Source organism: Paenibacillus sp. OAE614, from assembly GCF_040546645.1.
GTDB classification, from domain to species: Bacteria; Bacillota; Bacilli; order Paenibacillales; family Paenibacillaceae; genus Paenibacillus_AQ; species Paenibacillus_AQ favisporus.
This window is the reverse complement of sequence record NZ_JBEPOD010000001.1, coordinates 1,528,721-1,542,290: the sequence shown is the minus strand read 5'-3', so window position 1 is coordinate 1,542,290 and position 13,570 is coordinate 1,528,721. Positions and strand designations below refer to the sequence as shown.

12 protein-coding genes are annotated in these 13,570 nt (G+C 57.2%); all 12 read right to left on the bottom strand.

Translation table 11 applies throughout. The features are described from left to right. Positions 1 to 171: 171 nt before the first annotated feature. The 12 genes from ABIE48_RS07490 to adhE all read right to left on the bottom strand — a co-directional run bounded on the left by ABIE48_RS07490 (position 172) and on the right by adhE (position 13,359). Positions 172 to 1,515, bottom strand: a complete 1,344-nt coding sequence (locus ABIE48_RS07490; RefSeq protein WP_192714897.1) for an LLM class flavin-dependent oxidoreductase — start codon at positions 1,513 to 1,515, stop codon at positions 172 to 174. Next, on the bottom strand, positions 1,512 to 2,054 hold the full coding sequence (locus ABIE48_RS07485; protein WP_192714898.1) for an OsmC family protein: 543 nt from the start codon (positions 2,052 to 2,054) through the stop codon (positions 1,512 to 1,514). Before ABIE48_RS07485 ends, ABIE48_RS07490 begins: the two co-directional genes overlap by 4 nt. A gap of 259 nt (positions 2,055 to 2,313) precedes the next feature. Then, positions 2,314 to 2,502, bottom strand: coding sequence for a hypothetical protein (locus ABIE48_RS07480; RefSeq protein WP_192714899.1), 189 nt, complete (start codon positions 2,500 to 2,502; stop codon positions 2,314 to 2,316). A gap of 222 nt (positions 2,503 to 2,724) precedes the next feature. Beyond that, positions 2,725 to 3,135, bottom strand: a complete 411-nt coding sequence (gene ndk, locus ABIE48_RS07475) for a nucleoside-diphosphate kinase (protein ID WP_192714900.1) — start codon at positions 3,133 to 3,135, stop codon at positions 2,725 to 2,727. Positions 3,136 to 3,197: 62 nt separating this feature from the next. Further along, a complete protein-coding gene (locus ABIE48_RS07470) occupies positions 3,198 to 4,319 on the bottom strand; it encodes a sensor histidine kinase (RefSeq protein ID WP_192714901.1) in 1,122 nt (373 codons plus the stop codon). Next, positions 4,312 to 4,965 (bottom strand): response regulator transcription factor, encoded by a 654-nt coding sequence (locus ABIE48_RS07465; protein ID WP_145022471.1) that lies wholly within the window; start codon positions 4,963 to 4,965, stop codon positions 4,312 to 4,314. The genes ABIE48_RS07470 and ABIE48_RS07465 overlap by 8 nt, the downstream gene beginning before the upstream one ends. A 34-nt stretch (positions 4,966 to 4,999) precedes the next feature. After that, positions 5,000 to 5,446 (bottom strand): hypothetical protein, encoded by a 447-nt coding sequence (locus ABIE48_RS07460; RefSeq protein ID WP_192714902.1) that lies wholly within the window; start codon positions 5,444 to 5,446, stop codon positions 5,000 to 5,002. 362 nt (positions 5,447 to 5,808) lie between these two features. After that, the gene (locus tag ABIE48_RS07455; RefSeq protein ID WP_145949329.1) at positions 5,809 to 6,537 is read right to left on the bottom strand and encodes a Crp/Fnr family transcriptional regulator; all 729 of its coding nucleotides are present in this window, start codon (positions 6,535 to 6,537) and stop codon (positions 5,809 to 5,811) included. 294 nt (positions 6,538 to 6,831) lie between these two features. Continuing rightward, positions 6,832 to 7,569, bottom strand: coding sequence for a pyruvate formate-lyase-activating protein (pflA, locus tag ABIE48_RS07450; protein WP_192714903.1), 738 nt, complete (start codon positions 7,567 to 7,569; stop codon positions 6,832 to 6,834). Positions 7,570 to 7,643: 74 nt separating this feature from the next. Continuing rightward, a complete protein-coding gene (gene pflB / locus ABIE48_RS07445; protein WP_192714904.1) occupies positions 7,644 to 9,914 on the bottom strand; it encodes a formate C-acetyltransferase in 2,271 nt (756 codons plus the stop codon). 110 nt (positions 9,915 to 10,024) lie between these two features. Continuing rightward, positions 10,025 to 10,648, bottom strand: a complete 624-nt coding sequence (mobA, locus tag ABIE48_RS07440; protein WP_192714905.1) for a molybdenum cofactor guanylyltransferase — start codon at positions 10,646 to 10,648, stop codon at positions 10,025 to 10,027. Between the two features lie 104 nt (positions 10,649 to 10,752). Then, positions 10,753 to 13,359 carry a bifunctional acetaldehyde-CoA/alcohol dehydrogenase gene (gene adhE / locus ABIE48_RS07435; protein WP_192714906.1) on the bottom strand — a complete coding sequence of 869 codons (2,607 nt, stop codon included), beginning with the start codon at positions 13,357 to 13,359 and terminating at the stop codon, positions 10,753 to 10,755. Between the last annotated feature and the right edge of the window lie 211 nt (positions 13,360 to 13,570).

Here is a 13,570-nt window from a genome sequence, read left to right as displayed (position 1 = left end):
ATGGATTTGGAAGGAACGGCAAAAAAGGAGAAGAAAGCATCTTCTTCTCCTTAGTCCACGGCGGTCAACCGAACGAATCGGCAGTAGATATGCTGCAATGAAACGGCTACGAACGCTGGAAGGTACTTTCCGTGCACAGATGCAGTGCCAAGCATGCCGGTGCAATGACGACTAAGCTTCGTGGACTGCCTTGGCGAGATTTTGAGCCGCGTACCGGTTGGCCGGGACCGGCAGCCCGAGATTCCCGCGCAGCGTATCGCTTTCGTACTCCGTCTGGTACAGGCCCCTCGCTTGAAGGATCGGCACCACGAGATCGACGAAATCGGCCAATCCGTTCGGTACGACGGTCCGGACATTGAAGCCGTCGGCTGCCCCTTCTTCAAACCATTCCTGAATCAGGTCGGCGACCCGCTCCGGGGTACCGATAAATGAGGTGCGCGGGGTCGAAGCGCGCAGCGCCACTTCGCGGAGCGTGAGCCCCTGCTCCCTGGCTTCCTGCTTGATTTTATCCGTCGTGCTGCGGAAGCTGTTGCTGCCCAAATCGCCGATGTCCGGGAACGGCTCGTCCAAGGGGAATTGCGAAAAGTCGAAATGGTCAAAATAACGTCCCAAGTAATTCAGCGCCTGATCGATCGAAACGAGCTCCGCAATCTCGCGGTATTTCCGCTCCGCCTCCTCCTCTGTGCGGCCGACGATCGGCCCGATTCCCGGGAAGATCAGCAGCTCCTCCGGCTTGCGGCCGTACGATGCGGCTCGCCCTTTGACGTCCTGGTAGAAAGCGCGTGCTTCCTCCAGCGTCTCGTGCGCGGTATAAATCGCGTCCGCGGTGCGGGCCGCCAAATCCCTGCCGGACTCGGAGGATCCGGCTTGAAAGATGACCGGATGCCCCTGCTTTGACCGTGCGATGTTGAGCGGCCCCTGCACGGAAAAGTGCTTGCCTTGATGGTGCAGCGTATGCAGCTTGGACGGGTCGAAAAATACCCCTGCCGCCTTATCCCCGACAAACGCGTCATCCTCCCAGGAATCCCACAGCCCTTTGACAACCTTCACATGTTCCTCGGCGATTTCGTACCGCAGGGAATGCTGGGGGTGCTCTCCCTTGCCGAAATTGAGCGCAGAGCCCTCCAGCGGCGAGGTGACCACATTCCAACCCGCTCTGCCCCCGCTTAATTTATCGATAGAAGCGAACTGCCGGGCCACGGTGAACGGCTCGCTGTAGGACGTGGACAGGGTGGCTACGAGGCCGATATTCGTCGTCACGGCCGACAGGGCGGACAACAGGGTCAGCGGCTCGAACCGGTTCAGAAAATGAGGATTGGACTTTTCGTTAATGTACAAACCGTCTGCGATGAACAGCAAATCGAATTTCCCCTCTTCCGCCTTCAGCGCCTGCTGCTTGTAAAACTCCAGGCTTACGCTCGCATCGGTGGGAATAGAGGGATGCCTCCAGAAAGAAATGCTGTTGCCGACGCCATTGAGATTTGCACCCAGCTTTAATTGCCTTCTGGTCATCATACAGCCTCCTCCGGCCGGCTGAGGACCAGCTCGCCTTCGATCGCCTGGGGATCACGGAGCAAATTGAAAATCGGGCAGACCCGTTCGACAGCCTCGTGCAGCGCCTGCAGCGTCTCCTCGCTTTCGTCTGATTCAATGATTAGCCGGTAGCGGATGTCATGCGGGTAGATAGGAATATGCTCGTATCCGGGTCTTCCCGCCAGCGGATGCATCTGCGCCTCCACTTCGACTTCCAGGCTGTGCAGGGACACCTCGCGTTCCGCGGCTTGAATAAGCGTAATATGCGTCAGGCAGCTGCCGAGCACGCCGAGCTGAAGCTCAGGTGACGAAGGCCCCAGGTCATAGCCGGCAAAGTCAGGCGGACTGTCGCTGATCACCCGGTAATCCCGGATCCGGATTTCGCGCACCCCGCTTCTTCCCTTGGCCGACACTTTGGCACGCAGCGTGTTGACGGCCTGCGCCGGCTCCGCTTCGGCCTTTGCTCGCCGGAGCAGCAGCGCATTCCTCTTTTGCTTCAAATACTCATTCAGATCAGCCATATTGGACTTCGCCTCCCACTGATTTTTTCCGCCATGCCACCTACGGAATTTTCTATAAATCCTATAAGAAAAGTAGTAATTATAAATATAGGGGAACTCCAGCGGCTTGTGTAATAGAAAAATCCAATTCGCGCATGCAAAATTTAAATCCAAATAAAAAAGGCCGCCGGAAATGACGACCCAATGATCTAGCCTATTTGGGACAAACCTTAATTTTGTAGCGATAGCTTTCTCACGGCGTTCACCCGCCATGCTCGGCCTAAAGTGCGTACTCCTTCAAAAGCTTTTCCGTCGTTTCCGCATCCGGGTTCTCTTCAACACCTGTATGCTGTGCCTTCCAGCAGGCCAGGCATTGCTCTTCGGTCGTGCACTCGTAAGCTTTCGGACAAGTATAGCAGCAGTGGATCATAAACGTCGTCAGGTCGCGGAGTCGATTGATCTCGGTCATCACCGTTCACCTCTTTCTCGTGATAGGACTGCTCATCCAGGTCATGATGCGAAAGACTGCCAGAGTTGTGAAACACTTCACATCATCGGGCGGAAGAGGCCGGGCCTCCAAAGTTACAATGCTTGAAAGTCCGTCATGCATGCTCTTTTCGGCTTCCCCCTGCAGTTTCATTATATATCCGAACATGAGCTGAAACTGTGACCTATATTACACTTGTGGCGTTCAAACGCTATTTTCGAAAAATAACCGGATTTCCCTGCGCGCATGCTCCGCCGAATCGGATCCGTGGATGACATTCTCTTCAACGGCCAGCCCGAAGTCGCCGCGGATCGTGCCGGGAGGCGCCTCAGCCGGATTGGTGGGACCGATGAGGGAACGCGCGTTAGCCACCGCTTCCTTCCCTTCCACGATCATGGCAAAAACCGGTCCGGACGTAATGTATTCGACCAGTTCTTCAAAGAACGGCTTGTCCTGAAGATGGCCGTAATGCACGCGCGCCGTTTCCTGGGAAATTTCCATGATTTCGCCGCGCAGCAGACGGAGTCCCTTCTTCTCAAAGCGGCTGACGATTTCGCCGACCAGCCCCCGCCGGACGCCGTCGGGTTTAATCATGACGAATGCTTTTTCGCTCATCGTTGTCATCTCCTTCTAGCCCCCATCTTACGGGTTAAGTCGAAAAAAAGAAGTGAGCTTTCTCACAGTTTCGCCGTTGATTTCGGCAGCGTCAACGTTACCGTCGTCCCGCTTCCCGGCGCGGAGTCGATCCGGAGTCGGCCGCCGGCAATTCGGGCCCGCTCCGCCATACTGAAGCGTCCCACCCCTTGGGTTGGCAGGGACGGCTCGAAACCGGCCCCCTGGTCGCTGATGCGCACGGCAACCTCCTCTTCTTGCTCCCTGATCTCCACCTCAGCCTCGGAAACGTCGGCATATTTGGCGATATTGGTCAGCGCCTCCTGAATGACCCGGTAGATCACGGTTTCCTTCTGGATATCCAGACGCTTCCGCAAATTGCATTCAAACGCAACCTTGATCCCATAATGGGATGCATAGTTTTCGATATAAGTCCGGATCGCAGGGACGATGCCGAGATCATCCAAAACGGACGGCCGCAGTTCCCAGGCGAGCCCCCGGACTTCCTCGATGACCCCCGCGACATGCTCGCGGATCCCGCGAAGGTCTTCTTTCTCAGGCTCAGGGGAGGCAATGGCCCGGTCCAGCTGGATCAGCAGGGAAAACAAGCTCTGCCCGATGCCGTCATGGAGCTCGCGCGAAAATTTGCGCCGCTCTTCTTCCTGAATGGTCATGACCTTGGCCAGCGTTTCCTGCAGCTCTTCCTCCACCCTTTTCAGGCGGGTGACTTCGTTGCGGATGGCCAAATATTGATAAGGCTTCCCGTCCTCGCCTATGAACGGGACGATCGTCGTGTTCACCCAATAATAAGTCCCGTCTTTGGCCCGGTTCCGGATATCTCCGGTCCAGACCCGCCCGGAGGAGATGGTGCTCCACAAGTCGCGCATAAACGCTTTGGAATGCGTCCCTGAGTTGATGATCCGGTGGTCCTGGCCCAAGAGCTCCGAGCGGTCGTATTTCGAGATTTCGCAAAATTTATCGTTGACGTATTGGATCTTCCCCCGGTGATCGGTCACCGCCACGATCGACGACTCGTCCAGGGCGAATTTGACATCCGCCAGCTGTTTCAGCGATTCCCGCAAGTCCGTGCGGAACCGGGATTCCGGGAGCTGCTCATCGAGCTTGGACAGAAGCGACTCGACATGCTCGGCGATGATCTTCCTTCCGGGTTCTGGTTGTTTATTCAAATTGCAGCAGCCCCTTCTTCATGGCGTATTTAATCAGCTCCGGACGGGTTTTCAGCCCCAGCTTCTCCATTAGATTGCTCTTATGCGTCTCGACGGTTTTGACGCTGATCACGAGCTGCTCGGCGATTTCTTTGTTGGCATAGCCCATGGCCGTCAGCGACAAGACCTCCTTCTCGCGTTCCGAGAGGCCGTCGAACAAATCGGTGCTCTCGCCCCTCCGCATCTGCTCCACATATTCGTTCATCAGCCGCTTCGTCGCCGTCGGATACAAATAGGCGTCGCCCCCAGCGACCGTGCGGATCGCGGTAAGCAGCTCTTCATGGGGCGCGCTCTTGAGCACATATCCCGCGGCGCCGGCATGAATCGCCCGGAACAAGTATTCGTCGTCGTCATGCATGGTCAGAATGAGAACCGCCACTTCCGGCAGCTGCTGCTTGAGCTCGGTCGCCGCCGTTAAGCCGTCCTTCCCGTGAGGCATGCTTAAGTCCATCAGGACAACGTTCGGCTGATGCTCAAGGGCCATGCGGATGCCTTCGTCCCCTTCGGATGCTTCAGCCGCCACCTCAATGTCGGGCGCCGCGCTCAGCAGCATGCGAAGCCCGGACCTGACCATGGCATGGTCGTCCACAATGATAATGTTGATCATGGCGTCCTCCTTTTGCTTTTATGATCTAATCATATCATTTCTTGCCGGGTTCACAGGCGCTTCTTCCGGATAACGCGGACTTGATCCACGCCGTCTCCGTCTTGGCATATGCCCTGCCATCCCGTCTCCCTAGCAATAGAATACCGCTGCTTGCAGTGGAATGGCCAGTGGTTACCGGAAATGCCATACCGGAGAGCAGCTTTTCGGCGAGCATGACCGGACATTCTTCACGCATGAACGGGTTTTCCCCTTCGTGAGCCGTATATATCGTGCCATGGCGCATCACCATGCCGCCCAAACCAACGCCGGGCTTGATCGTCATCTGCCGCACCCGGACATTGCTGCCACCCAGGATGCGGTCCCATCCCATCCTGCGGGAGCTGCCGGCCGGCTGCGCATAAGCGATGAAATCGCTTCCGCTTTTCAGGCGAATCCATTCCAGCCGGCGGTCGAATTCGTCGTCTGTCACTGCCCTTTCCATGCATATCCCCCTCTATCGAGTCGTGCGCTTCATGAACATCGATATTCCTATTTTCCCAATAGTTCTATTGAAAATAGAAACGTCTAGCGACGTACATTCTATGAATCCGGACCGCGTTTAGTTGAAGCTTTTTTGCGAGATCCGGATGTTTAGCCTCGTCCGTTTATATTTTCTGATTTCTAAAAAAGCCCGCCTGTTTGATGTAAGGGGATCCCCCGATTCCCCGCTCAGGGAGCCGCCACCTATATATGCAAAAAGGCCAGCTTGGTTTGTAATGTGGGCTCACTCCGTACGGAATGCCTGCTGCGCAGCAAAAGGAAGACCAGGCAGCAGCTGCCCGGTCTTCCCCACGCCGGTCCGGATTACATACGGCATATTTCTTTCGGACAGTTCTCGCACCGGCAAATATCCCGCAGATAGTGAAGGTCCTTGATGATGATATGGCCGTCCACCGTTTCGATCACGTCTTCCTTTTTCAAATCGCTCAGCATCCGGTTCACGCTTTCGCGCGTGGCCCCGATCATGTCGGCCATTTCGGAATTGTTGATTTTCAAATCGATATAGACACCTTCTTCCCGCTCCGTTCCATACGAATTCCCAAGCCGAATCAACAGCGAACAGAGCGCTCCCGTCTTGCCGAACATCATGAGATCGCGGAATTTGGTTTGCGTCAAACGATGCATCAGACCCATCCATTTCATGAACTCGACGGCCAGATCGCCGTGCTGCCAGAGCAGAACCTCCAGGTCTTTGCGCTGAATGACCCCGACCCTGGCATCCTCCATGACCTCGGCGCTGAAGCTGTGCATCGAATCCTGGAACGGGTCCATCTGCCCGACCAGATCCCCTTCATGATGCAGGTACAGCGTCAAAGCCCGCCCGCTGTCCGAGGTCTTCGTCGTCCTGACCCGGCCCTCGATGATGAAATACAGCTTGTCGGCCGGATCGCCTTCCCAGAACAGGCAGCTGCCCTTTTCCACGCTGCGCTTATACATGATGCTCTCCAGCTTCTCGAAGCTCTCTTGCGACAGCAGCGGCTCCAAGCCCTCCCGGCCATGCTTCGCCTGTGTCCCCGTCACGGTCTGCCCCATCGTTCATTTCCCCTTCCGCACATCTTTGCCTTTATCATAACCCTTCGGGATGGATTAACCTATCGGGGGATGCACTGATTTTTCATAGGGGTGAGCCCCTGATCCTATGAGAAAAATCACACCAGAGCTCGGTAAGTCCCTTAGGGCAGCCCCGTAAACGGAACGACGCAGCGCTCAGGAAATATCCGGACGGATTCGGATGGAATCGACGGCAGAGAGGATTCCGGCGAACGATTCGGAAATAGGGCCGGGGCTAAGGGCTGCCGGATCCTGTTCCCGACTCTCTGCTCCCTATTATGGCCGGGACGTCGCAACCCTCCGCGCCGCCTCGATCAGCTCTCTTGCGCGCTCCACCTCGCGGTCCGTTGGCGTAGGCACGCCTTCCAGCGCGTACGGGCGGCCTAACTGCTGCCATTTGTATACGCCCATCCGGTGATAGGGCAGCAGCTCGACTTTCTCCACATTGCGCAGGTGTCCGATAAATTCCCCCAGCAGCGTCAGATCTCCTGCCTGATCGGTGATCCCCGGTATCAGAACATGTCTAATCCATACCGGCTTCCCGATGGCGGACAGCCATGCCGCAAATTTCAGAATCCGGTCATTCGGCTGCGAGGTCAGCCGCTCATGCTTCTCGTTGTTCAGCTGCTTCAGATCGAGCAGGACCAGATCCGTATAGCGCATCAGTTCGCCTGCATGAGACGGTTCGCAGAAACCCGAGCTGTCGAGCGCCGTGTGCAGGCCGAACCGCTCCTTGCAAGCCTTGAACAGCTGGGCCACAAAAGGCGCCTGAAGCGTCGGTTCGCCCCCCGTCACCGTGATGCCGCCACCCGAGCTTTTATAGTAAGGCACATAGGGTTCGATTTCCCGGAGAACCTCCTCGACGGTAACTTGGCGTCCCCCCTTCATATCCCACGTATCGGGGTTATGGCAAAATTGGCACTGCAGCGCGCAGCCCTGCATGAACAGGACGAAGCGGATGCCCGGTCCGTCCACCGTACCGAAGGTGTCCATGGAATGTATTCTGCCTTTCATGCGGGCCACGCTCCTCTCTTGATGACAACTTTTGATTTCATTGCTTTATTGCCTTGCTAATCGTAACGGTAACGTCAGATCTCTCCGTGGAACGTGCGGCTGATGACATCCAGCTGCTGCTCCCGCGTCAGCTTGATGAAGTTGACCGCATACCCGGATACCCGGATGGTCAGCTGCGGATAGTTCTCCGGATGCTCCATTGCATCCAGCAGCTGCTCGCGGTTAAAGACGTTGACGTTCAGATGATGTCCGCCGCTTGCGGTATAGCCGTCCAGCAGCGCCGCCAGGTTGCTGTGTCTGGCCGCGTCCTCTTTGCCGAGCGCCTTCGGAATGATCGAGAAAGTATTGGAAATGCCGTCCAGGCTGTGCTCGTAAGGGATTTTGGCGACCGAAGCCAGCGAAGCGAGCGCGCCTTTGCGGTCGCGTCCGTGCATCGGATTCGCGCCCGGTGCAAACGGCTGTCCGGCCTTGCGGCCGTCCGGCGTGCTGCCCGTCTTCTTGCCGTATACGACGTTTGACGTAATCGTCAGAACCGACATGGTCGGAATCGCGCCGCGGTACGTTTTATGCTTGCGCAGCCGGTTCATGAACCCTTCCGCCAGCTCCACGGCGAGCTGGTCGACCCGGTCGTCGTTATTGCCGTACTGCGGATACTCGCCTTCGATTTCAAAATCGACCGCGATCCCTTTTTCGTTGCGGATCGGGCGAACCTTCGCGTAACGAATGGCGCTCAGGCTGTCGGCCACGACCGACAGGCCGGCAATACCGCAGGCCATCGTCCGGACAATATCCCGGTCATGAAGGGCCATTTCGATGCGCTCGTAGCAGTATTTGTCATGCATGTAATGGATCACGTTCAGCGTGTTGATATACAATTTCGCCAGCCAATCCTGGATGACGTCGAACTTCGCTTTCACTTCCTCATAGTCCAGCACCTCGGACGTGATCGGCGCGATGGCCGGTCCGACCTGGGCGCCGCTCTTCTCGTCGACGCCGCCGTTGACGGCGTACAAGAGCGCCTTGGCCAGATTGGCCCGGGCTCCGAAGAACTGCATCTGCTTGCCGATCCGCATCGCGGATACGCAGCAGGCGATGCCGTAATCGTCGCCGAAGTGCGGACGCATCAGGTCGTCGTTTTCGTACTGGATCGAACTGGTCTCGGCCGACACTTTGGCGCAGAACTTCTTGAAGTTCTCCGGCAGCTGTGCCGACCACAGCACCGTCAGGTTCGGCTCGGGCGCAGGTCCCAGGTTGTAGAGGGTATGCAGGAAGCGGAAGGAGTTCCGCGTCACGCGCGTTTTGCCGTCAAGCCCCATGCCGCCGACCGACTCGGTCACCCATGTCGGGTCGCCGCTGAACAGCTCGTTGTAGTCCGGCGTGCGCAAAAATTTGACGATCCGCAGCTTCATGACGAAATGGTCGACGATCTCCTGCGCCAGGCTCTCCGTCAGCGTGCCTTCTGCGAGGTCGCGCTCGATATAAATGTCCAGGAAGCTGGATACCCGGCCAAGGCTCATCGCCGCTCCGTTCTGCTCCTTAATGGCTGCCAGATAAGCGAAGTAGAGCCACTGCACCGCCTCTTTGGCATTCATCGCGGGTCTCGAGATATCATGTCCGTAAGATGCGGCCATCGCCTTCAGCTCGCCGAGGCTACGGATCTGTTCGGACAGCTCTTCGCGCAGCCGGATGACGTCTTCGCTCATCGCGTCGACTTCGAGCTGGAGCAGCTCCTCCTTCTTGCCCTGGATGAGGCGGTCGACACCGTACAGCGTCACGCGGCGGTAGTCGCCGATAATCCGGCCCCGTCCGTAGGCATCCGGAAGGCCCGTGATAATGCCGGCCTTGCGGGCTGCTCGCATCTCGGACGTATAGGCGTCAAACACGCCTTGGTTATGCGTCTTGCGCAGATCGGTAAAAATGCGCTCCAGCTCCGGGTTCAATTGATACCCGTATGCATTGCAGGCATCGACGACCATCCGGATACCGCCGAACGGCTGAACGGCACGCTTAAGCGGTGCGTCGGTCTGCAATCCAACGATGGTTTCCTTGTCTTGGTCGATGTATCCCGGTGCATGCGAGGTTATGGTGGAGACCGTGTTCACGTCCACGTCGTGAACGCCGCCCCGCTCCCGCTCTTCCTTCAACAGCTGGCTGACCTGCTCCCACAGCTCCAGCGTGTTCTCTGTTGGCGGCGCAAGGAACTGCTCATCGCCCTCATACGGTGTGAGGTTGCGCCCGATAAATGAATTGACGTCAATATTCTTCTGCCAGCTGCCTCCCGCAAAACCACGCCATGCCTCCTCGAATCCAGCCCGGTTCTTTACTTCGCTTTCTTTCATCGCCATGATCAAGCACCTCCGTTTTCTATGCTTTCATGTTACTTTTTTCACAGGTTAAAGACAGTGATTTTTCTCACTCTTTTCACTTTTTTCACCATCTTCGCTGCCGCTTATTTTTATTTGAACGATGTTGATGCTTTCCCTTCGTCAGCCAAAAATTCGGTCAGCGCATCTCCCCAAGCATCTTCGAGTGTACGAACAAAGCCGCCGTCCATGCCTTGATATCCGAAATCCGTTTCCGCAACCGCCAGATAACGAAGCAGTTGAACCAGACCATCAGCTTCCGTATGGCCGCTCTCCAGAAACTGCCCAAAATACACGGCGCAGGAGCGATCATAAATACCGTGAAGCGGATGGAGCCTGCCGCCGATCATCGGCAGGACGGCGTCGAGCCCTTCCTCCAGCCTCAACGCCATCAGCTCAGCGGCGTCGGCCGAGGGATACGGCATGTGGCACCCGATGATCCACACGGCCCGGTGTTTAGACAGGGAGAGGCCCGCGTGCATGCCGCCAAGCATTCCTTTTCCGACATAATAATCCGTAATGATCCGGATATCCCGGTCCACTTGGCGAAGCAGCGGCCGGGGATCGTCCGTCACGATCGTAATCTCGCCGCAGCACTTCCGCATTTCACGGACCTGCCGCTGCAGCAGCGTTTCTCCTTGAATCATCCGGAATAGGGTAGGTGCGCCTTTCGTAGAACCATGATTGCCGCCTGCCAAAATAACGCCGGACAGCATATGAATCACTCCTTTCCACTGCGATCAACGCACATCACGATTCTGATACAAGAAGGCTGCCGACGCTTTCGGTCGGCAGCCGGCTGGATCATGCGGTGCAGCTCCTAGAATTTGCCGTAGAAGGCGTTCCGGTAAACGTCCGCCAGTTCACTGACCAGCGGCATCCGCGGGTTGGCCGTCGTGCACTGGTCTTCGAACGCACGGTCGGCCAAATAATCCACTTTAGCCTCGAAATCGGCCGGGTCAAAGCCGAGATCCTGGAATTTCTCCGGAATGCCCAGCGACTGGTTCAGCTTGCGCACCGCCTCGATCAGGCTGTTGACACCTTCCTCCGTATTCCGGGACGGCAGGCCGAGCATCCGGGCGATTTCCGCATAGCGCAGGTCGGCCACGAAATGGTTGTATTTTGGGAACGACGCGAACTTCGTCGGTTTCTGCGCATTGTACCGGATGACATGCGGCATCAGGATCGCATTCGTCCGCCCGTGGGCCGTATGGTACTGGCCGCCCCACTTGTGGGCCAGGCTGTGGTTGATGCCGAGGAAGGCGTTGGCAAACGCCATGCCGGCAATCGTCGACGCGTTATGCATCTTCTCCCTGGCCAGCGGATCCGCTGTGTGGAAGGACTTTTCCAGATTTTCAAACACCAGCCGGATCGCATGAAGCGCAAGCCCGTCGGTGTAATCGCTCGCCATGACGGAAACGTACGCCTCGATGGCATGCGTGAGGACGTCCATGCCGGTGTCGGCCACCGCCGTTTTTGGCAGGCTGTACACGAATTCCGGGTCGATGATCGCCACGTCCGGCGTCAGCTCGTAATCGGCGAGCGGATACTTCGTATTCCCTTCCTTCTTGTCCGTGATGACCGCAAAAGAGGTCACTTCCGAGCCGGTGCCCGAAGTGGTCGGGATGGCGACAAACTGGGCTTTTTCTCCAAGGCGCGGGTATTTATAGACCCGCTTGCGGATATCCATGAACTTCTGCTTCAGCGAGTGGAAACTGGTGTCCGGATATTCGTAGAAGAGCCACATCGCCTTGGCCGCATCCATCGGGGAGCCGCCACCGAGCGCGATAATGCAGTCGGGCTTAAAGCTCTCCATCAGTCTCGTGCCGCGCTCTACCGTCTCGACGGACGGATCCGGCTCCACGTCGGAGAACACTTCGATCGCTACCGGGTTGACGCGTTTGCGCAGGTAGTACTCCACCTTTTCGACGTATCCCAGCTTGACCATCATCTCGTCGGTGACGACCAGCACACGGGAAATGTTCGGCATTTTCTCAAGGTACTGCGTCGCGCCCTTCTCAAAATAGACCTTCGGCGGAACCTTGAACCACTGCATGTTGACCGTCCGGTAGGCCACGCGTTTCACGTTGATCAGGTTCACCGACGTGACGTTGGACGTCGTCGAGTTGTGTCCGTACGAACCGCAGCCGAGCGTCAGCGACGGCAGGTTCGTGTTGTAGATGTCGCCGATCGCCCCGTGCGTCGAAGGCGAGTTGACGATCACGCGCCCGGTCTGCAGGCGGTTGGCGAACGCCTGGATGACGGCGTCATCGTTCGAATGGATGACGGACGAGTGTCCCATGCCCCCGAATTGGACCACTTCGGCCGCGCGCTCGATGCCCTGCGCCGCCGTCTTGACCTTATAGCAGGCAAGCACCGGGCTCAGCTTCTCTGCGGACAGCGGGTAGGCCGGACCGACGCCCGCCAGCTCGGCCACGAGGATTTTGGTGTCCTGCGGTACCTGAATGCCGGACATTTCGGCGATTTTTACCGCCGGCTGGCCGACGATGACTCCGTTTACCGCGCACTTCTCGCTGTTGATGACCAGCTTGGACACGGCCTCGGTTTCGGCCTTGTTCAGGAAGTAGCAGCCGCTGTCCTTCATCAGCTTCCGAACCTGGTCGTACACCGGCTCCTCGATAATGACGGCCTGCTCGGAAGCGCAGATCATGCCGTTGTCGAACGTCTTCGAGAGAATCAAGTCGGTCACGGCTTGCTTCAAATCCGCAGACTGCTCAATGAAGCAGGGAACGTTGCCCGGCCCGACGCCAAGCGCGGGTTTGCCCGTGCTGTAAGCGGATTTCACCATCGCCGAGCCTCCGGTTGCCAGCACGAGCGCCACGTCGGGGTGGTTCATCAGCAGCTGCGTCGCTTCCAGGGACGGCGTTTCAATCCACTGCACGCAGTGTTCTGGCGCGCCGGCCGCAATTCCGGCATCACGCAGCGTGCGGGCTGCTTCTGCGCTGCACTTTTGGGCGGAAGGGTGGAAGGCAAAGATGATCGGATTGCGCGTCTTCGTTGCGATCAGCGTCTTGAACATGGTCGTGGACGTCGGGTTCGTCACCGGGGTAACGCCGGCGATGATGCCGACCGGCTCGGCGACCTTCTTGTAGCTCTCAAACGCGTTCTCCTCGATAACGCCGACCGTCTTGTCATGCTTGATGCTGTGATAGATGTATTCCGTCGCGAATATATTCTTGGTGATTTTGTCCTCGTAGACGCCCCGGCCGGTCTCCTCGACCGCCATCTTCGCGAGCGGCATGTGCCGGTCCAAGCCGGCCAGCGCCATCGCCTGTACAATTTCGTCAATTTCCTCTTGATTCATGTTCAGGTACGCTTCTTGCGCCTTCCTGGCGCGGGCGACCAATCGGTTCACTTCTTCTTGGGCGGAGTTCTTTGTTTCCAGCTTGCTTTCTTTAACAGCCATCGTTTTCTCCTCCTTGGAGACCTTTGCCGGTCCCTCATCTCCTTGATGAGTTCATCCTACTGGAACCCCAGGGGGGCTAACTATGACATTACTCACATCGATCTATAAAATTTTAAAGGTCCGAAAAATGCGGTGCTTAGGCGCTTTTTGCGAAATTCTATCGTCTAAACAAAAAAATACCGAATGGAGCTATGGCTCTCCATTCGGCGCA